This is a genomic window from Sodalis sp. RH14 (genome assembly GCF_047324285.1).
In the GTDB taxonomy this organism is placed as follows: domain Bacteria; phylum Pseudomonadota; class Gammaproteobacteria; order Enterobacterales; family Enterobacteriaceae; genus Acerihabitans.
In genome coordinates this window covers 5,821,146-5,847,309 of the sequence record NZ_CP178739.1, presented here as the reverse complement: position 1 = coordinate 5,847,309, position 26,164 = coordinate 5,821,146, and the positions used below count along the sequence as shown (strand labels likewise).

21 protein-coding genes are annotated in these 26,164 nt (G+C 60.2%); 9 read left to right on the top strand and 12 right to left on the bottom strand.

Features of this window, described 5'->3' with window-relative positions; genetic code table 11:
* Window positions 1-122: 122 nt before the first annotated feature.
* Together ACL2XQ_RS26570 and ACL2XQ_RS26565 are read left to right on the top strand one after the other, a co-directional pair.
* Window positions 123-2,126, top strand: a complete 2,004-nt coding sequence (locus tag ACL2XQ_RS26570; RefSeq protein ID WP_413739875.1) for a CocE/NonD family hydrolase — start codon at window positions 123-125, stop codon at window positions 2,124-2,126.
* Window positions 2,123-2,893 carry a nitrilase-related carbon-nitrogen hydrolase gene (locus ACL2XQ_RS26565; protein ID WP_413739874.1) on the top strand — a complete coding sequence of 257 codons (771 nt, stop codon included), beginning with the start codon at window positions 2,123-2,125 and terminating at the stop codon, window positions 2,891-2,893. Before ACL2XQ_RS26570 ends, ACL2XQ_RS26565 begins: the two co-directional genes overlap by 4 nt.
* 108 nt (window positions 2,894-3,001) lie before the next feature.
* Here ACL2XQ_RS26565 and ACL2XQ_RS26560 read toward each other — a convergent pair whose 3' ends face one another.
* The 9 genes from ACL2XQ_RS26560 to ACL2XQ_RS26520 form a co-directional block, all read right to left on the bottom strand.
* Window positions 3,002-3,970, bottom strand: coding sequence for a GlxA family transcriptional regulator (locus tag ACL2XQ_RS26560; RefSeq protein WP_410012797.1), 969 nt, complete (start codon window positions 3,968-3,970; stop codon window positions 3,002-3,004).
* A 56-nt stretch (window positions 3,971-4,026) separates the two neighbouring features.
* Window positions 4,027-6,024 carry a CocE/NonD family hydrolase gene (locus tag ACL2XQ_RS26555; protein WP_413739873.1) on the bottom strand — a complete coding sequence of 666 codons (1,998 nt, stop codon included), beginning with the start codon at window positions 6,022-6,024 and terminating at the stop codon, window positions 4,027-4,029.
* Window positions 6,025-6,062: 38 nt separating this feature from the next.
* Complete coding sequence (locus tag ACL2XQ_RS26550; protein ID WP_410012799.1) at window positions 6,063-7,316, bottom strand: MFS transporter; 1,254 nt, start codon at window positions 7,314-7,316, stop codon at window positions 6,063-6,065.
* Between the two features lie 106 nt (window positions 7,317-7,422).
* Window positions 7,423-8,985, bottom strand: a complete 1,563-nt coding sequence (locus ACL2XQ_RS26545; RefSeq protein ID WP_410012800.1) for an ABC transporter substrate-binding protein — start codon at window positions 8,983-8,985, stop codon at window positions 7,423-7,425.
* An 11-nt stretch (window positions 8,986-8,996) separates the two neighbouring features.
* Window positions 8,997-10,007, bottom strand: a complete 1,011-nt coding sequence (locus ACL2XQ_RS26540; RefSeq protein ID WP_413721770.1) for an oligopeptide/dipeptide ABC transporter ATP-binding protein — start codon at window positions 10,005-10,007, stop codon at window positions 8,997-8,999.
* On the bottom strand, window positions 10,000-10,968 hold the full coding sequence (locus tag ACL2XQ_RS26535; protein WP_410012802.1) for an ABC transporter ATP-binding protein: 969 nt from the start codon (window positions 10,966-10,968) through the stop codon (window positions 10,000-10,002). The genes ACL2XQ_RS26540 and ACL2XQ_RS26535 overlap by 8 nt, the downstream gene beginning before the upstream one ends.
* The gene (locus ACL2XQ_RS26530) at window positions 10,968-11,885 is read right to left on the bottom strand and encodes an ABC transporter permease (protein ID WP_410012803.1); all 918 of its coding nucleotides are present in this window, start codon (window positions 11,883-11,885) and stop codon (window positions 10,968-10,970) included. Before ACL2XQ_RS26530 ends, ACL2XQ_RS26535 begins: the two co-directional genes overlap by 1 nt.
* A 2-nt stretch (window positions 11,886-11,887) precedes the next feature.
* The gene (locus ACL2XQ_RS26525; RefSeq protein ID WP_413739872.1) at window positions 11,888-12,832 is read right to left on the bottom strand and encodes an ABC transporter permease; all 945 of its coding nucleotides are present in this window, start codon (window positions 12,830-12,832) and stop codon (window positions 11,888-11,890) included.
* A gap of 203 nt (window positions 12,833-13,035) precedes the next feature.
* Window positions 13,036-13,440, bottom strand: coding sequence for a VOC family protein (locus ACL2XQ_RS26520; RefSeq protein WP_410012805.1), 405 nt, complete (start codon window positions 13,438-13,440; stop codon window positions 13,036-13,038).
* 788 nt (window positions 13,441-14,228) lie between these two features.
* Between ACL2XQ_RS26520 and ACL2XQ_RS26515 the strand changes: the two genes are divergently transcribed.
* The 7 genes from ACL2XQ_RS26515 to ACL2XQ_RS26485 all read left to right on the top strand — a co-directional run bounded on the left by ACL2XQ_RS26515 (window position 14,229) and on the right by ACL2XQ_RS26485 (window position 23,850).
* Window positions 14,229-14,654, top strand: coding sequence for a MarR family winged helix-turn-helix transcriptional regulator (locus ACL2XQ_RS26515; protein WP_410012806.1), 426 nt, complete (start codon window positions 14,229-14,231; stop codon window positions 14,652-14,654).
* A 553-nt stretch (window positions 14,655-15,207) separates the two neighbouring features.
* Window positions 15,208-15,831, top strand: coding sequence for a guanylate kinase (gmk, locus tag ACL2XQ_RS26510; RefSeq protein ID WP_410012807.1), 624 nt, complete (start codon window positions 15,208-15,210; stop codon window positions 15,829-15,831).
* A 54-nt stretch (window positions 15,832-15,885) separates the two neighbouring features.
* Window positions 15,886-16,161, top strand: a complete 276-nt coding sequence (rpoZ, locus tag ACL2XQ_RS26505) for a DNA-directed RNA polymerase subunit omega (protein ID WP_132924177.1) — start codon at window positions 15,886-15,888, stop codon at window positions 16,159-16,161.
* 20 nt (window positions 16,162-16,181) lie between these two features.
* Complete coding sequence (gene spoT, locus ACL2XQ_RS26500; RefSeq protein ID WP_410012808.1) at window positions 16,182-18,299, top strand: bifunctional GTP diphosphokinase/guanosine-3',5'-bis pyrophosphate 3'-pyrophosphohydrolase; 2,118 nt, start codon at window positions 16,182-16,184, stop codon at window positions 18,297-18,299.
* A gap of 79 nt (window positions 18,300-18,378) precedes the next feature.
* Window positions 18,379-20,460 carry an ATP-dependent DNA helicase RecG gene (gene recG / locus ACL2XQ_RS26495; protein ID WP_410016666.1) on the top strand — a complete coding sequence of 694 codons (2,082 nt, stop codon included), beginning with the start codon at window positions 18,379-18,381 and terminating at the stop codon, window positions 20,458-20,460.
* A 184-nt stretch (window positions 20,461-20,644) separates the two neighbouring features.
* On the top strand, window positions 20,645-22,024 hold the full coding sequence (locus tag ACL2XQ_RS26490) for a nucleobase:cation symporter-2 family protein (protein WP_410016667.1): 1,380 nt from the start codon (window positions 20,645-20,647) through the stop codon (window positions 22,022-22,024).
* 137 nt (window positions 22,025-22,161) lie between these two features.
* Window positions 22,162-23,850, top strand: a complete 1,689-nt coding sequence (locus ACL2XQ_RS26485) for an AsmA family protein (RefSeq protein ID WP_410012809.1) — start codon at window positions 22,162-22,164, stop codon at window positions 23,848-23,850.
* A gap of 39 nt (window positions 23,851-23,889) precedes the next feature.
* Here ACL2XQ_RS26485 and fabY read toward each other — a convergent pair whose 3' ends face one another.
* Genes fabY through ACL2XQ_RS26470 form a run of 3 tightly spaced genes read right to left on the bottom strand, consistent with a single transcriptional unit; the run spans window position 23,890 to window position 26,152 of the window.
* Window positions 23,890-24,831: a fatty acid biosynthesis protein FabY gene (fabY, locus tag ACL2XQ_RS26480; protein ID WP_413731569.1), complete on the bottom strand. Its 942-nt coding sequence runs from the start codon at window positions 24,829-24,831 to the stop codon at window positions 23,890-23,892.
* 32 nt (window positions 24,832-24,863) lie between these two features.
* On the bottom strand, window positions 24,864-25,301 hold the full coding sequence (gene dtd, locus ACL2XQ_RS26475; RefSeq protein WP_410012811.1) for a D-aminoacyl-tRNA deacylase: 438 nt from the start codon (window positions 25,299-25,301) through the stop codon (window positions 24,864-24,866).
* On the bottom strand, window positions 25,298-26,152 hold the full coding sequence (locus tag ACL2XQ_RS26470; protein WP_410012812.1) for a virulence factor BrkB family protein: 855 nt from the start codon (window positions 26,150-26,152) through the stop codon (window positions 25,298-25,300). The genes dtd and ACL2XQ_RS26470 overlap by 4 nt, the downstream gene beginning before the upstream one ends.
* Between the last annotated feature and the right edge of the window lie 12 nt (window positions 26,153-26,164).

Here is a 26,164-nt window from a genome sequence, read left to right as displayed (position 1 = left end):
CTCCCCCCCGGCCCCGGCTGGAAAATGTGTCGTATTTATGGCAAATCTTGTCGTATTCATCATGGCCCGCGCCTGCCGCTGTGTAAAGATAGAACCATGACGACCAGCGCGGAAAAATGCCCATGCGGATAGAGGAAACGGTATGGATTACCCTGGCGGACGGCTGCCGGCTGGCGGCGCGCCTCTGGCTGCCGGACAGCCCGGAACCGGTGCCGGCGATACTGGAATACCTGCCCTACCGGCGGCGGGATCGCCATCGCGGCGACGATGCCATCCTGCATCCGGCGCTGGCCGGCGCCGGTTATGCCGCGATCAGGGTCGATATGCGCGGCGCGGGCGATTCCGACGGCCTGATGAACGACGAATATACGGCGCAGGAATGGGCGGATGCCTGTGAAGTGATTGCCTGGATTGCCGCGCAGCCTTGGTGCGCGGGCGCGGTGGGTATGATAGGCATTTCCTGGAGCGGCTTTAACGCGCTGCAAATCGCCGCCCTGCGCCCGCCTGCGCTGAAGGCAATTGTCACCGCCTGCTCGACCGATGACCGCTATGCCGACGATATGCATTATATGGGCGGCGTGCTGCTTAACGATAACCTGCAATACGGCGCCACGCTGTTTACCTGGACGCCGACACCGCCCGATCCCGCCATCGTCGGTGAACGCTGGCGGGAGATGTGGCTGGAACGGCTCCAGGCCATGGACCCGCCGCCCGCCGCGCGCTGGATGCGACATGCGGTGCGTGATGACTATTGGCGCAGCGGATCGGTGTGCGAGGACTATTCCGCTATCCAGATACCGGTACTGGCGATCGGCGGCTGGGCGGACGGCTATACCAATACCGTACTGCGCCTGCTGGAAAACCTGTCCGGACCGCGTAAAGGGCTGATCGGCCCCTGGGGACACGCCTTCCCCCATATCGCCACGCCGGGGCCGCAAATTGATTTTATCGGTTATGTCACCCGCTGGTTCGATCACTGGCTCGGCAATAAACCGACCGGCATCATGGACGAACCGATGCTGACCTACTGGCTGCAGGAGGCGGAACCTCCCCGCGCCCGTTATACCGTGCGGCGCGGCCGGTGGGCCGCCGAGCGTCAATGGCCCGCCGGCGCTACAGTCCCGCGGCGCTTGCACCTCTCTCCCGGGGGGTTGCGCGAGGACGCGCCGGAGCCGTTTGCCGTCAGCGTCTGCTCGCCGGCCACCACCGGTATCGCCTCGGGCGAATGGTGCCCCTATGGGTGGGGCCCGGATATGCCCGGCGACCAGCGCGGGGATGATGCCGGCTCCGCCTGTTTTGACGGCCCGGCAACGGTGGCGGCGCTGCAAATCGTGGGCCGGCCGGTCATCAATATTCAGTTGGCCGCCGATCGACGGCAGGCCATGATTGCGGTACGCCTGAACGCGGTGGGCCCGGACGGCGTCTCTATCCGTATCACCTACGGTCTGCTCAACCTGGCCCAGCGTAACGGCCACGATCGCTGCGAGCCGCTGGTGCCCGGCGAGCGTTATACCGTCCGGCTGCCGCTTAAGGCCGTCGCGTTTGAGCTGCCCGCCGGCTTTCGCCTGCGCGTGGCCGTTTCCACCGCCTACTGGCCGCTGGCCGCGCCTCTCCCGGCGCGCGCGGTCCTGACGCTGCACGGCGGCGCTATTGACCTGCCGCTGCGCGGCGAGGCCACGGCCCCCTGCGCCGCGCCGGATTTGGGCGCGCCCTGGTCGCCGCCGGCCGTGCCCGCACGGGTTCTGGTGCCGCCGCAGCGGGGGCGCCTGCGCCTGATCCGGGATATGGATGACGGCGACACCACCCTGGAAGTGGTGCGCAACCTGGGGGCGCTGATGCTGGAAGAAACCGGCCTGCGCCTGGATGCCCTGGGCCGGGAAACCTATAAAGTGAACGCCCTCGACCCGTTATCCGCCACCTCGCAGGCGGTGCGCAGCGCCGGTTTCCAGCGCGGCGACTGGCATGCCAGGCTGGAGGTGACCCACCGCCTGAGCGCGGATAACGACGGGTGGCGGCTCGAATCCAGCCTGGACGCGTTTGATCATGACCAGCCCTTCTTTTCGCGCCGCTGGGATGAGTATTTCCCCTTTTTCCCCGCCGCCCTTCCTGACGGAGAGATGCCATGAACATCGGTATCGCCCAGGTCGCCGGCGCGCCCGGCGGGCGGGAGGAGATCGTGGCATGGGTACGCGCGGCGATGGAGGCCCTGCCGCAGGCCGATCTGGTGATGCTGCCGGAGCTGGCCCTGTGCGGTTATGACGAACCCGAACGCATCCGCCAAATGGCGCTGGCGCAGGGCGACGCCATCCTGCGGGCGCTGGCGGAGCTGGCGCGGGAAAAACGGCAGGCCTTGGCCTTCGGTTATGCCGAGCAGGGCGCCGACGGGCTGTACAATGCGCTGCGCCTGATCGATCGCCATGGCCGGGTGCTGGCGAATTACCGTAAGGTCCATCTGTGGTCCGGTTATGAAACCACGCTGTTCCGTCCCGGCGGACGCCTGGTCAACGTGGTGCTTGAGGGGGTGAACTTTGGTTTGCTTATCTGCTACGACCTGGATTTTCCCGAAGCGGCGCGTTTTCTGGCGGCAAACGGCATGGATTGCCTGCTGTGCGTCAGCGCCACCAGCGTCGGTTATGACGTGGTGCCGCGCCATACGGTGCCCGCCCGCGCCTATGAAAACGGCTGTTTTGTCGCGTTTGCCAATCGCGGCGACGACAGCGGCGCGTTCCCCTGCGTCGGGCAAAGCCGCGTAGCCGGCCCGGACGGCGCCATTATCGCGACGGCGTCCTCCGGCGCAGCGGCGTTTATCACGGCGCAAATCAGCCTGGAAACGTTAAAAGCCTGGCGGCGCGACCATCCTTATCTGGCGGACCGCAGGGCCGATCTTTATTAAATCCGTCCGGATTTGACTTTCGATATGACCGGCCGAGCGCCGGCCAAGCGTTGCCGCGGGATGCGGGCTGGCGCCACAGCGGCAGGTCCGCCGCGGTATTGAGCGGCATCAGCGGTTTCGGGCATGCCTGGCGCGCCGCATATCCGACGGCAGGACGCCGAACGCGCGCCTGAAGCCGCCGGCGAAGTGCGATGTGGAACTGAAGCCGACGGATACCGCGATATCGATAATCGACAGGTCGGAATAGATCAGCATTTCCCGCGCCTGCTCCAGGCGCAGCTCCAGATAATAGCGCTGCGGCGTCCTGGCGAAATACCGGGCGAAGAGGCGTTCCAGCTGGCGGCTGCCGATACCTACCCGTGCCGAGATATCCGGCAGCGGCAGGGGGTCTTCGATATGGGTCTGCATAATGGCGATGGCCGATGCGAGCGTCGCCGGGATCGGTCCCTGGGTGGGGCGGCCGCCCCGCTGATCGTCGGCGGCGCTGCGGATGCGTTCATGATGGAACTGATTGGCGACGGCGGTGGCGCGATCGTCGCCATAACGCTCGGCAATCAGGGTCAGCATCATATCCATCGCCGCCGTTCCGCCGGAGCAGGTCAGCCGGTTGCGATCGATCTCGAAGATTTTGCGGGTACAGTTAATCTCCGGATAACTTTCCCCGAACGCCGTGCGGCTTTCCCAATGGATAGTACAGCGATATCCCTTCAGCAGGCCGCATTTGGCCAACAGAAAGGTGCCGGTGGACAGCGAGCCGATAAACAGTCCGGCCCGGGCCGCCTGCCGCACCGCCTTAAGGTAGCCGCGCTCGAACCTGGGCGCCACCACGCGTTCGCCGCCGCAGATAAACAGATAGTGGGACACCGGCAGCACATCGTTAACCGGCACGGTAGGAAAGGGAATGCCGTTGGCCGCCTCGACCGGCTCCCCGGCCAGGCTGGCCAGGTGCCAGGCGAAGGTTTTCGCCTCGTAGAGCCGGTTATAGGAGCGCAGCGGCTCGATAGCCGATGCCAGGCTCATCATGGAAAAATCATGACCCAGCAGGAAAGTGAACACGATGGGGTCGTTTGACTGCATATTACTGAATCCGGTTACGTACCAATAAGCCCGTCATGTTCACCATAGTAACGTAATCAGCCGCGTTTGCCGCTAATTCTGGCGGCGAAGTGTTGTTCCCATCGCCGCTCGAACACCACCTGTCCGTTTTCCCGCGCCTCATAAGCCGAGGTCAGGATCAGGCCGCCGTCCTTCCAGGCCAGGGAGGTTTCGCTGCGTAGCGCGATATGCCAGCCGGGCCGGGTGTAACGCTGCATCCGCACCGCCTCCCAGCGGGCGCTTTCAGGGGTGGCGCCAATGACGTAAGACTCATGGCCCTCGCCGTCAAAACTCAGCTCGCCGATACGGGTTTGCTGTCGCTGGGCATCCATGGTCAGGCGGTGCGTGCCGCTGGCCGCGTCCCACAGCGCCTGGCGCGACGTGATTTCCGGGGCCAGCACTTCATGCGCAAGCGCGGGTGCCGAGCGGGCGGGGCCAAACGGCCGCGCGCGATCCACTACGCCGGCAGGCCGGGACGGCAGGCGCAACACCGCGCCGTGCGGCCACAGCGTAACCGGCCCCTGCCCCGGTTCCGCCCAGGCCATCGGCCAATAGGTGGTGGAGAGCGCCAGACGTATCCGGCAACCGGCGGAGAAACGGTAGGCCACGCCTTTCAACGGCAAAACCACGCGGAAAGCCTGCCCCGCCGGCACATCGGGACGCACCAGCCGGTGAATGCCAAAGGTTATGCGGGCTGAGCGGCCGTCGGCCGCCACCTCGTTAAGGCGCAATATCAGCATGGCGGAGGGGCTGTCAAAGGCGATATCCACCTCCAGCCCGGCTTTGCCGCACAGGGTCAGCGGTTCGCCGAGGACCGGCGTATCAAAACAGACCGACAGGCCATCGTCCTGGCGCTGATCGGCCTGGAATTCAGGGGCATTGCCGCCGCCGTCCAGCGGGCACCATTCGCCGCCCATCAGGCCGCAGTGCATGGGCGTGGCTATCACCCGCGGTGAGGCGGGCGCGGGCGCGCTGTCGGCTAGCCCGCCGCCGGACAGGTAGAAATCCCGGGTTTGCGATCCCACCGGCCAGCCCGGCGCGCTGATCCAATGACCGTCCAGGGTCAGCGACGACGGTTCGGAACGCAGGTTTTCCCCCTGCCAGAGATCCAGCATCGGCTCGTCCATGATGCCGGTCTCCTCCCCCAGCAGCCATTGCCGCCAGAAGCGCAGGCAAACGCCGAGGAAGTCGATAGCCGGCCCCGGCGTGCCCCAGTTGGGATAGATATGGGTCCAGGGACCGATTAGCCCTTTGCGCGGCACCTTCAGATTAGCCATCAGGCGCAGAATGGCGTCTGAATAACCGTCGGTCCAGCCGCCCACCGCATAGACCGCGCATTGGATATCATCGTAGTTTTCGCACACCGAACCATGCCGCCAGAAATCGTCGCGCTCCATATGCGCCAGCCACCGGCCAAGCGGCGGCTCCATGCCGTTAAGGCGTTCCAGCCACAGATCGCGCCAGCTTTCGCCCACATGGGCCGGGTCCAGCGGCCGTCCCAGTTGGGTAAACAAGCCGCTGCCCCATTGCAGCCCGTCGGTCAGCAGCGCCCCGCCCATAAAATGCACGTCGTCGGCATAACGATCGTCAGTGGAGCAGCAGGTAATAATGGCCTTCAACGCCGGCGGGCGGCGGGCGGCGATTTGCAGCGCGGCAAAACCGCCCCAGGAGATGCCGATCATGCCGACGCTGCCGTTGCTCCATTCCTGGGCGGCAATCCAGGCGATGACTGCCACCGCGTCGTCCTGCTCCCGGGCCAGATACTCGTCTTGCAGCAGCCCGGTGGAGTTGCCGCTGCCGCGCAGGTCGATACGCATGGCGGCCATGCCGTGGGCGGCGAAAAAACCATGGATCATCGCATCCCCCACCGCCGTATTATCGGACTGGCGGTACGGGATCCATTCCAGCACCAGGGGGACTCGCGCCGCGCCTTCCGGCAGCCATAGCCGGGCGGCGAGCTGCACGCCATCCGACAGCGGAATAACGATTTGGCGATATGGCGGTACCACGAGTGATGGTTCAACGATGTCAGACATGCGGGTGCCTCCCGGCGATAAGGGCTGAAAAGGGGAAATCATGCGTTGCGCCGGGCGCCGAAATGGTCCCAGCCGGCAATGGCGGCGACGCCCGCCAGGCATGCCAGGCCGCCGATGATCATGGTCAGCGGCAGGCCGAGCAGTTCGGCCGCGCCGCCGCAGATAATGGCGCCGATGGGCACGGTGCCTATCAGCATCATGGAATAAAACGACATCAGCCGGCCGCGCAGGGCGTCGGGCACCCGGTGCTGGAGCAGCGAGTTCGAGCTGAGGTTCTGGGTCAATATGGCATAGCCTATCGGCGCGGCTATCAGGGCGCTGAGCCAGAACAGATGCGACAGGCCCAGGCATATCTGCGAGATGCCCAGCATCAGCGCCGCCCACATCGGCCAGGGGCGCATCTTGCCGATATCGCTGCTCCATGCCAGGCGCAGGGCGGCCATAAGCGCGCCAACGCCGGTAATGCTCATTAAAATGCCCGACCCGGCGGGGCCCCCTTGCAACACCGTATCCGCCAGCATGGGCAGAAAGGAAAAATAGGGCACGCTGGTCAGGCTGCACAGCCCGACCAGCAGCAGGATGCGCAGGGCGTCGGGATCCTGGCGCAGAAAGGCCAACCCTTCCGCCATTTCCGTCAGCAGGTTGCCGTCGCGCGTTACCGGTGGACGCTGCGGAATACGCATGGTGGATAAAAACAGAATCAGCGGCACATAAGAGGCGGCGATAAAGGCGAAACACCACCCTTCCCCGACGGTATCCACCAGCACGCCGCCCAGCGCCGGTCCAATCAGGCGGGCGCCGTTAAAAATAACCGAGTTCAGCGCCAGCGCGTTGCCCAGGTCGTTATATTCAACCAGGTCGACCACCAGCGACTGCCGGCCCGGCAGATCAAACGCGCTGATAAGGCCCAGGCCGAGGGCGATGACAATAGCGATTTCCCCGGTAATCCAATGGTTTAACGTCAGTATCGACAGCAGCGCCACCAGCAGCGTCAGGCCGATTTGCGTGGCCAGCACCAGACGGCGCCGATCGCAGCGATCGACGATAACGCCGGTAAACAAACCAAACAGCAGAATGGGTCCCTGGCTGCAAAACGCCAGCAGCCCGAGCATCACCGGCGACGACACGCCCAGTCGCCAAATCAGCCAGCCCAGGGCGATGGTATGAATCCAGCTGCCAATCACCGATAACAGCTGACCGCCGAAAAACCGTCGGTAGTTGGGATGTCTCAGTGCGCTGGCGGCGGTGCGTACGCTTTTTTTCGGGGCGAGGGGAATACGGGCAGTAGTCAAGGAAGCTCCCACATCCGGCGCCGGGCGCACTCAACAGCCCGGGCCGATATTCTTTTTTTCAGTGATAAAGCCCGGCGCTACCCGCCCGGGCGGTAAAACCGGCCGATCAGACGCTTTTGATTTCGCGGAACAACGGCCACTGGCCGTCGGGCGTCCAGGCGCCATGGATAGCGGCGGGTGTCACCCAGGCGTTGCTGCCGTGATATAAAAAGACATAGGCGCCGGTCTCTTCCAACTGATCCTGCAGCTTGACGTACATGGCGGCCCGCTTAGCCTGATCCAGCTCATTGGCCGCCTCAAGATTCAACTGATCCCATGCCTTGTCGCAGGTGCGCTGGGTGTTCCAGATGCCCACCTGGCTGCAGGTAAACCACGCGGTAACCCAGCTGGCGTCCGGCGCGGTGGTGAATGTGGTCATGCGCAGCTGCGCGTCCTTCCAGGCGGTGCCTTCGGACTCCTGGCCCGCGGCGACAAAAGCGGCGCCATCCATCTGATTGATTTTAAGCGTGATGCCCACTTCGGCCAGCTGCGCCTGGATCACCTGCGCCACGGTGCCGCCGTCGGTGGAGGTGGTTAAGTCCAGCCGCAGTTGCAGATTGGACACGCCCGCTTCCTTGAGCAGCTTTTTGGCGGCCTCCGGGGAGTACGGATAGATATTTTTGCCGCGCGCGCCGGGCAGCGGCGGCGGCACCAGGCCAAACGCCGGTTTCACCGCGCCGCCGAAGGCGGCATCCAGGATGGACGGCACGTCGATCGCCTGCTGGATGGCCCGGCGCACCCGCAGGTCTTTCAGCAGCGGATGATCAACGTTCATGCCGAGCCAAGTATAGGCCAGCGCCGGCCGCACGGTAAGCGTGGTGCCTTCAACGCCGCCCTGGTACTTGGGTATGGCGCTGATGTTGATTTTGGTCATATCCAGATCGCCGGCTTCAAAGGCGATTTCCGCCGTGTTCAAATCGCCAATCGGCACCAGTTGAATCTGATCATAAAAACTGTGCGGGCCGCTCCATTTTTCATTGCGCACCAGGGTCAGCCGCTCGCGCGGCAGCCATTCGCCAATCTTATACGGGCCGGAAGACGCCAGCGGATCGGTGGCGATTTTTTTGTCCTTGGCGGCTTCCACCGCTTTTTTACAGACGATCAGGCCTGAGGCGTGCGGCAGAGTGCTGGTGAACAACGGCGCAAACGGGTGCTTGAGATGGATAACGCCCTCATAGGTGCCCTTGATTTCCACGTGATCCAACGCCTCCCAGTCGGAGGCATAGATGGCGGACAGTTTTGGGTCAAGGAAACGTTCATAAGAGTATTTAACATCCTCCGCCGTCATCTCGCCGAAGTCGCCGGTCCATTTTATGCCCGGCTTCAGCTTGAAATGCACCGTCAGCGGGTCCACCTGCTCCAGCGATTCAGCCGCATCCAACTGCCAGCCCCACTCGGTGCCCGCCTTGTACTGGCACAGGCCGGAGTACACCGCGAACATCACCATTTCGTCATACCAGCCGCTGCGGTTGGCCGGATCGAGGTTGGTAATATCCAGGTCGTTTTGCACCCGCAGGATCTTATTTTTATTATCCGCGGCAAAGGCCAGCCTCTGGCCGCCGATCATCAGCGAGCTGGAAGCCCCCGCGGCGAGAATCGCCATCGTCTTGAGAAGGGAACGTCTGTTCATCGAGGGGCCTTTCATGGATGCATCTCCTTAACTATGATGCGGCTGGGCTGAGCCTGTTGGGGTTGCGCGTTAATCAAAGGGGTATGACAGGAAACCTGGTGCTCCCCGCTGAGGGGACGTAATACGGGTGCGGCGGTCCGGCAAAGCAGGGTCGCCAGGGGACAACGGGTATGGAATTCACAGCCGGAAGGCCGGCGCGCCAGGGTGGGCACCTCGCCGGTCAGCACGCCGGCATTGGGCGGATTATGTTTGCTTTTCGCGCTCAGCAGCGCCCGGGTATAGGGATGGGCCGGCTGGCGGAACACCACGTCGGTCGGACCGGTTTCCACGATGCGCCCTAGATACATAATGGCGATACGGTCGGTAACGTGGCGGGTGATGGCCAGGTTATGGGTAATGATCAGGTAACTCATGCCCAGCTCGCGCTGCAGGGCGGTCAACAGGTTCAGCAACTCGCCCTGCACCGACAGATCCAGCCCCGCCGTGGGTTCGTCGGCGATGATAAGCTTCGGACGCAGTGCCAGCGCCCGCGCCACCGCCACCCGCCGCGCCTGGCCGCCGGACAGCTGATGGGGATAGCGGTCGAGGAACAGCGACGGCAACCCCACCAGGTCGAGCAGCCGGGAGGCCTCCACCCGGCGTTTAATCTCCCGGCCGTTGACGGTAAACGGCTCAGTAACCAGATGTTCGACGGTCATGCGCGGGTCGAGCGCGGCCATCGGGTCCTGGAATATCAGCCCGGTTTCCCGTCGAATGGCGCGCCAGGACAAATCGCTGGCGTCATGCGGTTCGCGGCCGTTGACCTGAATGCTGCCGCGCGCCGTAGGCGCCAGGCCGATAACCGCGCGGCCGAGGGTGGTTTTGCCGCTGCCGCTTTCACCGATAAGGCCCAACGTCTTGCCCGGCGGCACATGCAGGCTGACGCCCGCCAACACATCGACATGGCGGACCGCGCCGGGCCGCAGGCGGCTCAGCAGGGTGCCCGTCTTGTAGCGGACGACTAAATCCCGGATCTCAAGCATGGGCATTCACCTTATGGCAACGAACCACCCAACCGTCGGCGTCAAGCAGGGTGTCGGGCGGGTTTTGCACGCCGCACGGAGCAAAGGCCACACCGCAGCGGGGCTGGAAAGGACAGCCGACGCGATTGATGCTGGGCATGGGCACCGAGCCGGCGATAAACGGCAGTTCCCGCGTCGCCACCTCGATACGTTCAGGATCACAGGCCAGCAACGCCTGGGTATACGGATGGGACGGCGCGGAAAAAATCTGCTTTATCGGCCCGGCTTCGACAATTTCCCCGGCGTACATCACCGCCACCTTGTCGCACAGGGCGCTGACCAGATGTAAATCGTGGGTGACAAAAATAATGGCGCCGTCCACCAGCTTCCGGCTGGCCCTGAGCACCTCCACCACCTGCATTTCGGTGGTGGCGTCCAGCGCGGTGGTGGGTTCGTCGGCGATCAGCAGTTCCGGTTCGGTCAGCAGGGCAGCGGCGATGGCGATGCGCTGGCGAATGCCGCCGCTCAGCTCATGCGGGTATTGCTTTAACCGCCCTTTGGGGTCGGAAATTCCGACGCGCTCAAGCATTACCAGGGCGCGCGCCAGCTTTTCCGCTTTAGATCCCGATTTATGGTGCTGAAACGCCAGCAGTTGCCTGCCGATGGTAATCACCGGATTCAGGGCCGTAAACGGGTCCTGGGAAACCGTGGCGATGCCGTTGCCGCGCAGCCGTCGCTTGGCGTATTCCGGCAGGTCGAGCAGGTTTTGGTCCTTGTAGCGCAGTTGACCGCTCGCATGGGCGTTGGCCGGCAGCAGGGTCAGCATGGCGCCGACCAGCGTCGATTTGCCCGAGCCGCTCTCCCCCACCAATCCCAATACCTCGCCCTTGTCCACGGACAGGGAAATATTACGCACCGCTTTCAGCGGACCTTTGGCCGAGTCATAGGTGACCGACAGATCGTGGATGTCCAGCAGGGCCATCAGCTCTCTCCTCTGGATTGCCGGGCGGTGCGCGGGTCAAGCGCGTCGCGCAGCGCCTCGCCAAGAAAGGTGAACCCCAGGGTGGCCAGGATAATGGGGATGCCGGCGGCGATAACGATATGCGGCGCCTGGCGGATATAGGAATAACCGTCGTTGAGCACCGTGCCCCAGCTGGCGTCGGGAGGCTGCACGCCCTGGCCGAGGAAACTCAGGCCGGATTCGATGGCGATCACCGCCGGGATATCCATGGCCACCAGTACCAGCAAGGTACCCACCAGATTGGGGATCAGGTGGCGGAATACCACGCTCAGGGGAGAGGCGCCCATGGCGCGGGCGGCGACAATATATTCCATACGTTTCAGCACCCGCGTCTGGCTGCGCACGACCCGGAAATACCCCGGCACCATAAAGGTGACGATGATCATGATGATGGTGACGACGCTTGAGCCGATAAGCGTCACCACCGCCAGCGCGAATAAAATCATCGGAATCGACATCAGCGCGTCGCAAAACAACATCAGCAGCGTATCGACTTGCCGTGGGCCATACCCGGCCAGCAGCCCCAGCATGGACCCGATCAACAGCGCGCCGCCGGTGCCGATAAACGCCACCGTCATGGCGATACGGCTGCCATAAATCAGGCGCGAGAGAATATCGCGCCCCAGCTGATCGTTGCCCAGCCAATATTCCATGCTTGGCCCCTTCAGCCTGAGCGCCGCCTTGATGGCGATGGGATCGTGCGGGGCCAGCCACGGGGCGAAAACGGCACAGGCCAGCAGCGCGGCGACGCAGATCAGGGCAAAACGGCCCATCCCGCCCGACCAGACCTGGCGCAGCACGCGAAAGGCGCCGGGACGCGGCGCGGCGGCGGAAACCGGGGTGGCCGCGACCGGGGTATTGGTGGTGATAAGAGCCATGGTCAAAGCTCCTGCCGCACGCGCGGATCGAGAAAAGTGTTAATCAAATCGGCAATCAGGTTGGCCAGCACATAAAAGCCGGAGGTCACCACCACCGTGCCCATCACCACCGGAAAATTACGTGAAATCACCGAATCAAAGGCCAGCTTGCCCAGGCCGGGACGGGCAAAAACGATTTCAGTCAGCACCGCGCCGGATAACAGCGAGCCGATGCCGACCCCCAGCACAGATACCACCGGCACTACCGCAATCGGCAGCGCATAACGCATGGCGATAAGCCGCTCGCCGATGCCGAACGCCCGATAGGTGCGGATATGGTTCTCCTTAAGCACTTCCAACATGGACGCCCGCACCAGCCGCGATAGATAACCGATCCAGCTCAGGCCCACCGTCAGCGACGGCAGTACCAGGGCATTCAGCTGGGAAACGGGATCGTCCCGCTGTCCCGCGCCAATGGCGGGAAACCATTTCAGGGTGACCGCGAAAATCAGCAGGGCATAGATAGCCACCACAAAGGCCGGCAGGGCGATAACGCTGGTGGACATCAGGCCGATAAGGCGGTCGGCCAGGCTGTTCTGGCGCAGCGCCGCCCAGCAGCCCAGCGGGATGCCCAGGAGAATGGCCCAGGCGATGGCCGACAGCGCCAGAATCAGGGTATTGGGCAGGGCGCGGGCAATCAATTGGGCCACCGGCCGGTGGGTGAGGACGTCTTCGCCTAGATCGCCGGTGGCCACGTTAGCGATAAAGCGGGCGATCTGCACGACGGCCGGCCGGTCCAGCCCCATATGTTCGCGCAGCGCCTGTTTTTGCGCTTCGCTGGCGCGCGGCCCCAGCGCCACCGACGCCGGATCGCCCGGCACCAGGAACACCAGGCAAAAAAGTAACGAGATGGCGAGCAACATCACTGACGCCGCCAGCATAAGCCGCCGAAGCAGGTAAAAAAACATAAGCCCAGCCTGTTTAAGTTTTCGCTAAGGAACATCCGCCGGCACACCGGTAAGGCCACGGTGGACAGGCCGGATTCTGCTTGATGGCAGCAGGAAACGTAAGCAAGCTTGCCAGTGTTTACACCCATTGAACGTCGTTATTACGACGCGTTTTAGCAAAAAAACGACATATAAGAACGCCGTATGCCTCGCCGCGCTTCCCGCTAGGGATTTACCCCGCCGGCATGGACGAAGCAGAGTTTATTGCCTTCGGGATCGCGGCAGTAGGCGGCGTAAAAATCATCGGCATAGATGGCGCGGACACCGGGCTCGCCCTCGTCGATTCCGCCCTGGCTGAGGGCCACCGACCAGGCTGAGGCCACCGCGTCCTGCGATGGCGCGGCAAAACTCACCTGGCAACCGTTGCCCCAGGTGGCGGGCAGGCCGTTGATGGGACGCCGGACCACAAACTGCGGCCAGCGCTGACCGGCTTTGCTCCAGATAATGCCGGCGGGGCAGTCCAGCTCCTGCGGCGTCATCCTTACTAAGTCCAGCTCGGCGAGAACGCGATCATAAAAGGCAATCATGCGCGGCAGCTCCCGTGCGCCCAGTTGGATATGGCTAAACATCGGCTATCCTCCGAAATGAACAGATACGTATTGATTATAGGTGTCCCGGCCCTACCCACCCCTATTCGCGGCGCGACAATAGATTTATCGCCGACGCATTTACAGCCTGGCGCTGGAGTATAAAATAATAACGCCTTGATACTTCACGGTTATTCGTCGACGTCTTAGCCGGGTTTTGGTAAAACGAAAAAATTATGATTATAAATCAGTTATTTAAATGAAAATTTCCCGGAAATTATTCCGCGGTGATGTTTTTGTGAGGAATTTATTTAAATTAATTTTTTTAAATCTTTATTATTTTATTACTTAACAATATAAGTGAGTCACTTTTTTAATTGATGTTATTTGTAAAATACCTATATATATCATGAAGTTATTATTTTTTACTTTTTGTAAAAATATAAAGATAGCAGGCTATAAAGTTAATATAAAAGTAATAAAATAAAATAAAATATCACTGCCGTGATATTTCAATATTACATGCGTATTTTTCTATTAGCCATGTTTCAAAATAGAAAATATTCATATAAACTGCACTGGCTTTAACAATCAATATTGTAAATGGCTCTTCTTAGGGAAGGGCAATTCATGATTCTTGTAGCGCTTTGCGCGAACTATATTGACGGTTTCTTTGCTACCGGTGGATTGCGGGTAGAACGTTATTGCTGTGCAAGGCGTTTTTCACTAACTCAATGCCGGAGGGATAAATTAATCCCTGTATCAATATAACAGCTTTTAACCTGCCATCGCGGCGAGTAAATCGTCTTAATTTACAGAGAGGAACGACAATGGACAAAAAAATAGACATGTCAGTTACCGTAGAATCTTTATCTCGCATCTATCATCGCCTGAGAAAAGAAGTGAACGGCCAATTGGTCAATGAAGGACTTTCATTGTCCAAAATGAAGATCCTGCAATTGATTACCCATGGCAAGACCAGCGCCACGGATATCAAAAATTATATGGGATTTTCTTCCCGTACGGTAGTGACGGTGCTGGACGCCCTGGAGAAAGACGAAATGCTGCAGCGCCAGCAAAGCCCGACCGACCGCCGGGTTAAACATGTTTATATTACAGAAAAAGGACGCGATAAACTGGAAATTGCCCAGCAGACTCATCGTACTATCCTTGAGCGTATTCTGGCGCCTTTATCTGAAGCGCAATTGGAAAAATTCGGTGAAATTTGCAATACCCTCGAAGCAGGCCAGCGTTAATTGTCGGTTTAGACCGCTGCATATCCTATTTAATGGGCGGCATAAACCATGCCGCTCTAAAATATAAGCAGTATCAAATTTCCCTCATCCACAGGGCGTTATTTGTCGATGAGGGAACGCCTTCGGGTAGCAAAAGTATAAGCAATTCTTGATAAATGCATGTCTATTGCTTTTTCGGCCACACCGGGTTGAATGGAAAACTGGCCGTTAATAAAGCCCAACCTCGCTGGATATATGCGACTACTATCGGGGCAACGTTGACCATGACATCCCATCCCCCTATGATTCTGAAATAGTTAGCGGCTCATCACTTAAGTTTCCTTTATGTAATAATCGAAAAAGCGTAAACCACATCCATTATTTGAGCGCCCGCTATGCTTGCCGCCGCCGTCACCCTGGCGCCAAGGGCGCAAAAGCCCGGCGCTAAACAGCAAGGGAAGCTGCAACCTGCATCAATGCCGTGTATAATGTGAGACGATATCGTCTTCACGCGTCGATTCATCAACGACGGTTATCCACTACAGACATCAACTACAGCCGAAAAATTCCCACTATGGTTCATGGTACGCTTTACATTGTTTCCGCTCCCAGCGGCGCGGGAAAATCAAGCCTGATCCAGGCGTTGCTTAAAACACAACCGCTTTACGACACCCAGGTATCGATCTCCCACACCACGCGGCCCATACGTCCGGGGGAAAAAGACGGGGAACATTATTTTTTTATTTCGGAGGCTGAGTTCAAGCGCATGATCGGGGAGGAGTGCTTCCTCGAATACGCCAACGTTTTCGGCAATTATTACGGCACGTCGCGCGAGGCCATCGAACAGGTGTTGTCCACCGGCGTGGACGTGTTTTTGGATATCGACTGGCAGGGCGCGCAGCAAATTCGCGAGCGCATGCCCCAGGCCCGCAGCATCTTTGTGCTGCCGCCGTCCAGGGAAGAGCTGGATCGGCGCCTGCGCGGCCGCGGGCAGGATAGCGAAGAGGTCATTGCCCGCCGTATGGCGCAGGCGGTGGCGGAAATGTCGCATTATGCCGAGTATGATTACCTGATTGTGAATGACGAGTTCAATACGGCCCTGATGGATTTAAAAACCATTATTCGTGCCGAACGTCTGCGTCTGGGCCGGCAAAAATTACGGCATGACGCTTTAATCACCAAACTGTTGGCGGACTGAAACAACTTTCAGTATGATGCCCAGTCATTTCTCTATTTGCGGAGTAGCTCACATATGGCACGCGTAACTGTACAAGACGCCGTTGAAAAAATTGGTAATCGTTTTGACCTGGTGCTGGTCGCTGCCCGTCGCGCTCGCCAACTTCAGGTCGGCGGTAAAGATCCCCTGGTGGCGGAAGAAAACGACAAATTCACCGTTATCGCCCTGCGTGAAATAGAAGAAGGCCTGATTACCAATCAGATCCTCGACTTGCGGGATCGCCAGGAACAGCAGGAGCAGGAAGCCGCGGAAATCCAGGCGGTAACCGCTATTGCTGAAGGTCGTCGCTAAATTCGGACAACGGTTCACAATTGTATCTGTTTGAAAGCCTGAATCTGCTGATTCAACGATACCTGCCCGAGGATCAGATTAAACTCCTCCGGCAGGCATACCTTGTCGCCCGTGATGCTCACGAGGGACAGTCACGCTCCAGCGGCGAGCCTTATATCACCCATCCGGTGGCCGTGGCCTGTATTCTGGCCGAAATGCGTCTTGACCATGAGACGCTGATGGCGGCGCTGCTGCATGATGTGATTGAGGATACCCCGGCCACCTACCAGGACATGGAGCAGTTGTTCGGTAAAACCGTGGCCGAGTTGGTCGAAGGCGTGTCGAAACTCGATAAGCTTAAGTTTCGCGACAAAAAAGAAGCCCAGGCGGAAAATTTCCGCAAAATGATCATGGCCATGGTGCAGGATATCCGGGTGGTGCTGATAAAGCTGGCCGACCGGACCCACAATATGCGCACCCTTGGCGCGCTGCGTCCTGATAAACGCCGCCGCATCGCCCGCGAAACCCTGGAAATCTATAGCCCGCTGGCCCACCGGCTGGGTATCCATCACCTTAAGACCGAACTTGAGGAACTGGGCTTCGAGGCGCTGTATCCCAACCGCTACCGGGTGATCAAGGAAGTGGTCAAGTCGGCGCGCGGCAACCGCAAAGAGATGATCCAGAAAATCCTGGCGGAAATTGAAGGACGGCTGACCGAAGCGGGCATTCCCTGTCGCGTCAGCGGACGCGAAAAACATCTGTACTCCATTTATTGCAAAATGCATCTCAAAGAGCAGCGCTTTCACTCCATCATGGATATCTACGCCTTCCGGGTCATCGTCGGCGAAGTGGATACCTGCTACCGGGTACTGGGACAGATGCACAGCCTGTATAAACCGCGCCCGGGACGGGTGAAGGACTATATCGCCATTCCCAAGGCCAATGGCTATCAATCCCTGCATACCTCGATGATCGGCCCCCACGGCGTACCGGTGGAAGTACAAATCCGCACCGAGGACATGGACCAGATGGCGGAAATGGGCGTGGCGGCGCACTGGGCTTATAAAGAACAGGGTGAAACCGGCACCACGGCGCAGATCCGCGCGCAGCGCTGGATGCAAAGCCTGCTGGAGCTGCAGCAAAGCGCCGGCAGCTCGTTTGAATTTATTGAAAGCGTTAAGTCCGATCTGTTTCCGGACGAAATTTACGTCTTTACCCCGGAAGGACGCATCGTCGAACTGCCGGCGGGCGCCACGCCGGTGGACTTTGCCTACGCGGTGCATACCGATATCGGCCATGCCTGCGTCGGCGCCAGGGTCGATCGCCAGCCTTACCCCTTGTCCCAGGCCCTGACCAGCGGACAGGCGGTGGAAATTATTACCGCCCCCGGCGCCCGTCCCAACGCCGCCTGGCTGAATTTTGTCGTCAGTTCCAAGGCGCGGGCCAAAATTCGCCAGATGCTGAAAAACCTCAAACGCGACGATTCCGTCAGTTTGGGCCGGCGTTTATTGAACCACGCCCTTGGCGGCAGCCGTAAACTGGCCGAGGTGCCGCCGGAAAATATCCAGCATGAACTGGACCGGATGAAACTGGCCTCCCTGGACGATCTGCTGGCGGAAATCGGCCTGGGCAACGCCATGAGCGTGGTGATTGCCCGTAATCTGCAGGGCGACCAGTCCAATATGGCGCCGTCCGGCGCCTCCGTTTCCGGTCCCAAAACCCTGCCGATCAAAGGCGCGGAAGGCGTGCTTATCACCTTTGCCAAATGCTGCCGCCCTATTCCCGGCGATCCGATTATCGCCCATGTCAGCCCGGGTAAAGGGCTGGTGGTTCATCATGAATCCTGCCGCAATATCCGCGGCTACCAGAAAGAAGCGGAAAAATTCATGGCGGTGGAATGGGATCTGGATACCGAGCAGGAGTTTATCGCCGAGATTAAAGCGGATATGTTTAATCACCAGGGCGCGCTGGCCAACCTGACCGCGGCTATCAATGCCGCCGATTCCAATATCCAAAGCCTGAACACCGAAGAGAAAGACGGGCGGGTCTATAGCGCGTTTATCCGCCTGACCGTGCGCGACCGTGTCCATCTGGCGAATATTATGCGTAAAATACGCGTTATGCCGGATGTCATCCGGGTCACCCGTAACCGCAACTAACAACCTGGCCGCCAACCGGCGCGACATCATGGCCGTTCCGCCATTGCGGGCCAGTTTACCTGCCACGGAGTGCTGAATGATGGAAGGCCGTCTGCTGAATGCCATACCGCTGAGTTCGCTTTCAGGGGTCGGCCCCGCCCAGTCGGCAAGGCTTGCGCGGCTTGGCCTGGAAAACCTGCAGGACCTGCTGCTGCATCTGCCCTCGCGCTACGAGGATCGCACCCGTCTCTACCCCATTGGCGATGCGCTGCCCGGCATGTTTGTCACCGTGCAGGGCGAGGTGCTGGCCTGCGATATCAGCTTTGGCCGGCGGCGCATGTTGACCTGCCGCATGCGCGACGACAGCGGCATGATGACCCTGCGGTTTTTCAACTTTAACGCCGCGATGAAAAATAGCCTGGCTCCCGGCCGGCGCGTTACCGCCTATGGCGAAATCCGCCGCGGCCAGCAGGGCGCCGAAATTATCCATCCTGAATATCATGTGCTCGGCGATCATGACGACGTCACCCTCGCGCCGTCGTTAACTCCCGTCTATCCCACCACCGAAGGCGTGCGCCAGGCGACGTTGCGCAGCCTGACAGACCAGGCGCTGACCCTGCTTGATACCTGCCCGATTGCCGAGCTGCTGCCGCCGGAGCTGAGCCGGGGCCTGATAAGCCTGCCCGACGCCCTGCGCACTCTGCACCGTCCGGCGCCGGACATTTCGCTCGCCGATCTGGAGCTGGGCAAACACCCGGCGCAACGGCGGCTGATCCTGGAGGAGCTGCTGGCCCATAATCTCAGTATGCTGGCGGTGCGGGCTGGGGTACGCAAGGAGCTGGCGCTGGCGCTGACCGCCGATCATCATCTCAAGCAGCAATTCCTCGGCCGGCTGCCCTTCGCGCCCACCGGCGCCCAGCAACGGGTGGCGACGGAAATCGAGAGCGACCTGGCTCTACCCGTGCCGATGATGCGTCTGGTGCAGGGCGACGTCGGCTCGGGTAAAACCCTGGTGGCGGCCCTGGCGGCGCTGCGAGCCATTGCCCAGGGCAAGCAGGTGGCCTTGATGGCGCCCACCGAACTGCTGGCCGAGCAGCATGCGCAAACGTTTCGCAACTGGTTTGAGCCATTGGGCATTGAGGTGGGCTGGCTGGCCGGCAAACAAAAAGGCAAGGCGCGTATTGCCCAGCAAGATGCCATCGCCGCCGGCAGGGTGGCGATGGTGGTGGGTACCCATGCCATTTTCCAGGAACAGGTGCAATTCTCGGGGCTGGCGCTGGTGATTATCGACGAGCAGCACCGCTTTGGCGTGCATCAGCGCCTGGCATTATGGGAGAAGGGCCTGGCGCAGGGGTTCCATCCCCACCAGCTCATCATGACCGCCACCCCCATCCCGCGCACGCTCGCCATGACCGCCTACGCCGATCTGGATACCTCGGTTATCGATGAGCTGCCCCCCGGCCGCACGCCCGTGACCACGGTGGCCATTCCCGACACCCGGCGCGAAGATGTCATCCAGCGGGTGCGCCAAGCCTGCTTACAGGAGCAGCGCCAGGCCTATTGGGTCTGCACCATCATCGAGGAATCCGATCTGCTGGAAGCCCAGGCGGCGCAGGCCACCTGGGAGGGGCTCGCCGCCGCCCTGCCGGAGCTGACCGTCGGGATGGTGCATGGGCGCATGAAATCACAGGAAAAACAGCAGATTATGCAGGCATTCAAGGCCGGTGAGGTTCACTTGCTGGTGGCGACCACCGTTATCGAGGTCGGCGTCGATGTGCCCAACGCCAGCCTGATGATTATCGAAAACCCGGAACGCCTGGGACTGGCGCAGCTGCATCAGCTGCGCGGCCGCGTGGGGCGCGGCGCGGTGGCCTCGCACTGCGTGCTGCTCTATAAATCGCCCCTGAGCAAAACCGCGCAGCGGCGTCTACAGGTGCTGCGGGATACCAACGACGGTTTTATCATCGCGCAACAAGATCTGGAGATCCGCGGCCCCGGGGAATTGCTGGGCACGCGCCAGACCGGCAACGCGGAATTCAAAGTGGCCGATCTGCTGCGCGACCAGGCCATGATCCCGGAAGTCCAGCGGCTGGCGCGCCATATCCACCAACACTATCCCGCCGCCGCCCAGGCGCTGATTGAGCGCTGGATGCCGGAGCGCGTGCGCTATACCAACGCCTGAGCCATAAGTATTCCCTCTTGTTCACTCCCGCCGGCATCGGCACCCGGGGCGCCGGCCTGAAATCTGCGCCGGCATTGACCTATATCAACCGGCGCGGGCGCAGGTCGCGAGCAATCGTTTGCTTTTAAAAACAGGATGATTAAAATGCCTCCTTTGCCGCCCAGGAATGTTTCCCCCCATGACCATGCCAGCCACTGACGTTGATGACGCGCCGATTCCCGTTGCCAAAAGCGAGCTGATTTATCACCTCGACGATCGTCCGCCGCTGGCGGAAACCCTGTTTGCCGCCTGCCAACATCTGCTGGCCATGTTTGTCGCCGTGATTACGCCCGGCCTGTTAATCTGCCAGGCGCTGGGGCTCCCGGCGCAGGACACGCAGCATATTATCAGCATGTCGCTGTTTGCCTCCGGCCTGGCCTCACTGCTGCAAATCAAGACCTGGGGACCGGTGGGATCGGGCCTGCTGTCCATCCAGGGCACCAGCTTTAACTTTGTCACGCCGCTTATCATGGGCGGCCTGGCGCTGAAAAACGGCGGCGCCGATGTGCCCACGATGATGGCGGCCCTGTTCGGCACGCTGATGGTGGCGTCCTGCACGGAAATTTTATTATCCCGCGTGCTGCACCTGGCCCGGCGCATCATTACGCCGCTGGTATCGGGTATCGTGGTGATGATTATCGGCATTTCCCTGATCCAGGTCGGCCTGACTTCCATCGGCGGCGGTTTCGCCGCCATGGGCGATCATACCTTCGGCGCGCCGAAAAACCTGATGCTGGCGGGCGTGGTGCTGCTGGTCATCATCCTGCTCAATCGTCAGCGCAATCCCTATCTGCGGGTCGCCTCGCTGGTGATCGCCATGGCGGTGGGCTATCTGGCGGCCTGGATGATGGGCATGTTGCCGCAGACCGCTCCCGCGCCGGCGCAATCCATAATCATGGTGCCGACCCCGCTGTATTACGGCCTGGGTTTTGACTGGGATCTGCTTATCCCGCTGATGCTGGTATTTATGGTCACTTCGCTGGAGACCATCGGCGATATTACCGCCACCTCCGACGTCTCGGAACAGCCGGTACGCGGCCCCATCTATATGCGGCGCCTGAAAGGCGGCGTGCTGGCCAACGGCCTGAATTCAATGCTGTCGGCCGTGTTCAACACTTTCCCAAACTCCTGTTTCGGTCAAAATAACGGCGTCATCCAACTGACCGGCGTCGCCAGCCGCTATGTCGGCTTTGTGGTGTCGCTGATGCTGATTGCGCTGGGGCTGTTTCCGGTGGTCAGCGGCTTTGTACAGCATATTCCCGAGCCGGTGCTGGGCGGCGCGACTATCGTCATGTTCGGCACCATCGCCGCGTCCGGCGTACGTATCGTATCCCGTGAACGGCTTAATCGCCGCGCCATTATGATTATCGCCCTATCGTTGGCGGTAGGGCTGGGCGTGTCGCAGCAGCCGCTGATTTTGCAGTTCGCGCCGCAGTGGCTGAAGACCCTGATGTCCTCCGGAATTGCCGCCGGCGGCATTACCGCCATCATCTTGAATTTATTGTTCCCGCCGGAACATAATTAATTAGTTAGCTATCATTTTTTTGCGGTCGCCGTATCAATACGGCGGCTTTTTTTTGTCTGAAGCACATTGGCTATTGAGAAGCCCCGTTAATTACGGCATAAACTGGGTAACCTTTATGACAGCGATGGATTTGAGCAATGAAATTTATTGGGAAACTCTTATTATCAATACTTTTGATAGTGCTATTGATAATTATCCTGATCTACGTGTTGCTGCAAACCACCTGGGGCGCCGGCTGGGTTAGCCGGTTAGTCACCCAGCATACCGGCTACCAATTATCGTTTAATAAGATCACCCACAACTGGTCCGATCCGGGCGACATTTATTTCGACAACATCTCTTTCGGGCAAAAAGAACGCCGGGCTACGCTTGTGGCCAAACGGCTGGTGGCCGGATTCAGCATCCGCCAATTCACCGATCCCTATCACTTCTACCGCATCCAGCTGCAGGACGGCACCCTAAACCTGGACCCCGCCTCGCTGGCATTCCCGCTGCAGGCGGATGTGCTGCAGCTCAATGGCATGGCCATCCAGTCCCCTTACGGCGGCTGGGAGCTGAACGGTCAAAACGTCAATGCCGGCATCACTCCCTGGCAACCGCAGACCGGCTTTCCCTTGGGGCGTAACGCCCGTTTCCAGATCAGCGCCCGTTCCCTCACCCTTAACGGCATCCCGGCGGAAAACGTCCTGGTGCAGGGCGAAATCAATAATAACCAGCTGCGGCTGGATAATCTGGGCGCCGATTTATCCCAGGGGGAATTAACCGGCAATGCGCGGCGGGACGAAGACGGCGCCTGGCAGGTGGATAACCTGCGCCTGAGCAATGTACGCATGCAGACCACGCAAAGCCTGGATGAGTTTCTGCGCCAGCTATCGGAGGTGCCTAAAATCACCATCCATCGCTTCGATTTGATTGATGCGCGTATGGAAGGCAAGAACTGGGCCTTTAGCGATCTGGATTTAACCCTGCGCAATATTACCTTTCAGGATGGCGACTGGTCGTCGGATGACGGTAGCCTGTCGTTTAACGCCAGCGACCTGATTAACGGCGCCGTGCATTTAAACGATCCCATAGCCAATATGACCCTGTCGCCGCAGGGCATCGAAATACGCCAGTTCAGCGGGCGCTGGCAGGGGGGACTGATGCGCACCTCGGGTCGCTGGCTGCGGGACGGCCAGCGTCTGGAATTGGACGAATTCATGGTGGCTGGGCTGGAATATACCTTGCCCGGGCAATGGCTGGACAGTTGGCTGCAACCCCTGCCCTCGTGGCTGGCCGACGTGCAGGTGAACAAATTTACCGCCAACCGCAATCTGCTGATAGATATTAATCCCGCGTTTCCATTTCAAATCACCGCGCTGGACGGCTATGGCAAAAACCTGGTATTGGCGCGGGATCATCAATGGGGCATCTGGTCCGGCAGCCTGACCCTTAACGGCAGCGACGCCACCTTTAACAAAATCGATGTCCGGCGCCCGTCGCTGGCGTTAACCGCCGACCAGGGCAGGATCGCCGTCACCGAACTGAGCGCCTTTGCCGGCGAGGGGCTGTTTGAGGCCACGGCGGTGATCAACCAGCAGGGCGAACGGGGGTTTACGCTGAATCTTAACGGACGGGCGGTGCCGTTAAACATACTGCAGCGCTGGGGCTGGCCCGTGGCGCCCTTGCCGGGCAACGGCAATACGCAGCTCACGCTGGCCGGGAAAATGCCCGCCAACGCGCCGTTTAAACCCACCCTGAACGGCAGGCTGCATGCGCTGAACGTACAGGGCCAAACGGTGGATCAAACCATGGTCAACGGAGAACTGGCGCCGGCGGCGCCGTAAACGGCATGACTTGTCCCTCATGCCCACTTTTTGCCCATATTAGCCGGCCTGGGAGCCGCCGCGCTCCAGCGGCTTGTCCGGCGTTGGCGGCAATACCAGGTAAACGCCTTTGAATATGGCGCCTTTATCTTCATTGCCGAACAACTCGACCTCAAGCTGTACCCGCGCCTTGCGTCCGCGCGCCAGGCGATCGAGATCGCCGCTCAGCGAACCCAGATCCGCCACGGCGCAGGGCCGGCCGGTCACCGGGGTGAGATAGCGGATATGGGCATCGGCCAGGATAATAGTGCCGCCCAATTGGCGCTCACGCAGCAATAGCCATATCAGCCCCCAGCCGGTCAGGGTCGCCAGCGAAAACAGGCTGCCGGCAAACAGGGTATGGTGGGGATTCTGGTTACCGGTTTCAGGCATGGTGGTCATAAACTTCTGGCCGGTGTACTGGCTGATGCGCACGCCCATCTTTTCGCTGAGCGGAATATGCTGGTACCAGGCCTGCTGCAATTGGCCGCACCAGTCCGGCCGGTGCAAAATATCATCCAGGGTCACGATGGGCTTGATCATTAAAAAATGGCGTATCGGCGTGGTGGACGGCACCGTGATTTCGCCCTGGTTGATAAACCCCAGCTTGGCGAAGAAATCCACCGCGTCCTCGCGCGCGCTGCAGACCACCCGTTTGACCCCTTCCTGGCGCGCCACGGACTCCAGCGTCATGGCCACCAGCGTGCCCAGGCCTTTATCCTGTACCTGGGGGTCGACCGCCAGGAACCGGATGGAGGCTTCATTGTCGGCATTGATGTACAGCCGGCCGATGGCCACCGGCTTGCCGTTTTCGTCGACCACCATCTGGTGATGCGCCGTCGCGTCATAGGCGTCCCTTTCGGAACCTTGCGGCTGATGCAACGGCTTGCGTAGCATTTCCCAGCGGAACTGATAGTAGTCGCTGAGTTCTTGTTCGGTGTGTGGAACGCGCAGGTGATACATGCCATGTTCTCTCTATAAAGGGCTTTAACGTCTTATACCTGAAGCCAGAAGGTCACCGGGCCGTCATTCACCAGCGAGACCTGCATATCAGCGCCGAAGCGGCCGGTCTCGGTCCTGATATCCTTCTTACGGCAGCAGTCGTTAAAATACTCATACAGTTCTTCGGCCAGGGCGGGCGGCGCGGCGTGCGAAAAGCCGGGGCGCAGCCCCTTATCGGTTTGCGCCGCCAGCGTGAACTGGGAAACTACCAGCACGTCGCCGCCGGCCTGGCGGACATTAAGATTCATTTTACCCTGCCCGTCGCCGAAGATGCGGTAGGCCAAAACGCGCTCGCATAACGTTGCCGCCTTTTGCCTGTCGTCATCCCGTTCGACGCCGAGCAGGATCAGCAAACCGGGGCCGATGGCGCCCACGCTTAAGCCCCCGATGGCGACATCCGCGCGCAATACCCGTTGTATCAAGGCAATCATCGCGATAACCGCTCCTCTTGCCGCAACCGCCGGTGCTCCGTCAGCGAGGCGGTGATCTCCGCCCCCAGTAATACAATACACCAGCTCCAATAGACCCAAAGAAATAAGATGGGTATCACCGCCAGCACGCCGTAAATCAGCTGATACGATGGGAACATGGTGACATATAAGCCGAAGGCCTTTTTACCCAGTTCGAACAGCGCGCCCGCCACCACCGCGCCGATCAGGGCATCCCGGCCGGGAACGCGCACCGTGGGCACGACGCAATACAATAACCAGAATGAGGCGCAGGAAAGCACCAACGGGAATATCCGCAGCACCAGGGTGACGAATGTCGTGGTGCCGGTATTGTTAAGCCAGGTCAGGGAGATTAAATATGAGCTTATCACCATACTGGCGCCGGTCAGTATCGGCCCCAGCGTCAACACCATCCAGTAAACCGCGAAAGAGAAAATGATCGGCCGCTTGTTTTTGCTGCGCCAGATGGTGTTCAGCACCGTATCGACCGAATAAATCAGCAGCAGCGCGGTCACGATAAGCCCGCAGGTTCCCACCGCCGTCATCTGGCTGGTATTAAGGATAAACTGCTCGAGATAGCGCTGGATAACGTCGCCGGTGGCCGGCATGAAGTTATGGAAGATAAACGACTTCAGCTGGACGCTGGCGCCGGAAAAGACCGGAAAGGCGGCGATAAGCGCAAATACGACGGTAACCAGCGGCACCAGCGAAAGCAGGGATACATAGGCCAGATGGCCGGCCAGCACCGTCATCCCGTCATGGTCGATACGTTTATATAACAGGGAACAGAACGAGAAAAAACGGATAAATTTTTTCCGATAAGCAGCTCTCATCGCCACAGCCTC

Coding starts and splice junctions, on each gene's coding strand:
- ACL2XQ_RS26570 (WP_413739875.1), top strand. CDS start 123: ATGCGGATAGAGGAAACGGTATGGATTACCCTGGCGGACGGCTGCCGG.
- ACL2XQ_RS26530 (WP_410012803.1), bottom strand. CDS start 11,885: ATGGCTCTTATCACCACCAATACCCCGGTCGCGGCCACCCCGGTTTCC.
- ACL2XQ_RS26470 (WP_410012812.1), bottom strand. CDS start 26,152: ATGAGAGCTGCTTATCGGAAAAAATTTATCCGTTTTTTCTCGTTCTGT.
- ACL2XQ_RS26515 (WP_410012806.1), top strand. CDS start 14,229: ATGGACAAAAAAATAGACATGTCAGTTACCGTAGAATCTTTATCTCGC.
- ACL2XQ_RS26535 (WP_410012802.1), bottom strand. CDS start 10,968: ATGGCCCTGCTGGACATCCACGATCTGTCGGTCACCTATGACTCGGCC.
- ACL2XQ_RS26565 (WP_413739874.1), top strand. CDS start 2,123: ATGAACATCGGTATCGCCCAGGTCGCCGGCGCGCCCGGCGGGCGGGAG.
- rpoZ (WP_132924177.1), top strand. CDS start 15,886: ATGGCACGCGTAACTGTACAAGACGCCGTTGAAAAAATTGGTAATCGT.
- ACL2XQ_RS26540 (WP_413721770.1), bottom strand. CDS start 10,007: ATGCTTGAGATCCGGGATTTAGTCGTCCGCTACAAGACGGGCACCCTG.
- fabY (WP_413731569.1), bottom strand. CDS start 24,831: ATGTATCACCTGCGCGTTCCACACACCGAACAAGAACTCAGCGACTAC.
- ACL2XQ_RS26520 (WP_410012805.1), bottom strand. CDS start 13,440: ATGTTTAGCCATATCCAACTGGGCGCACGGGAGCTGCCGCGCATGATT.
- dtd (WP_410012811.1), bottom strand. CDS start 25,301: ATGATTGCCTTGATACAACGGGTATTGCGCGCGGATGTCGCCATCGGG.
- ACL2XQ_RS26525 (WP_413739872.1), bottom strand. CDS start 12,832: ATGTTTTTTTACCTGCTTCGGCGGCTTATGCTGGCGGCGTCAGTGATG.
- ACL2XQ_RS26555 (WP_413739873.1), bottom strand. CDS start 6,024: ATGTCTGACATCGTTGAACCATCACTCGTGGTACCGCCATATCGCCAA.
- ACL2XQ_RS26545 (WP_410012800.1), bottom strand. CDS start 8,985: ATGAACAGACGTTCCCTTCTCAAGACGATGGCGATTCTCGCCGCGGGG.
- ACL2XQ_RS26490 (WP_410016667.1), top strand. CDS start 20,645: ATGCCAGCCACTGACGTTGATGACGCGCCGATTCCCGTTGCCAAAAGC.
- recG (WP_410016666.1), top strand. CDS start 18,379: ATGGAAGGCCGTCTGCTGAATGCCATACCGCTGAGTTCGCTTTCAGGG.
- ACL2XQ_RS26485 (WP_410012809.1), top strand. CDS start 22,162: ATGAAATTTATTGGGAAACTCTTATTATCAATACTTTTGATAGTGCTA.
- gmk (WP_410012807.1), top strand. CDS start 15,208: ATGGTTCATGGTACGCTTTACATTGTTTCCGCTCCCAGCGGCGCGGGA.
- ACL2XQ_RS26560 (WP_410012797.1), bottom strand. CDS start 3,970: ATGCAGTCAAACGACCCCATCGTGTTCACTTTCCTGCTGGGTCATGAT.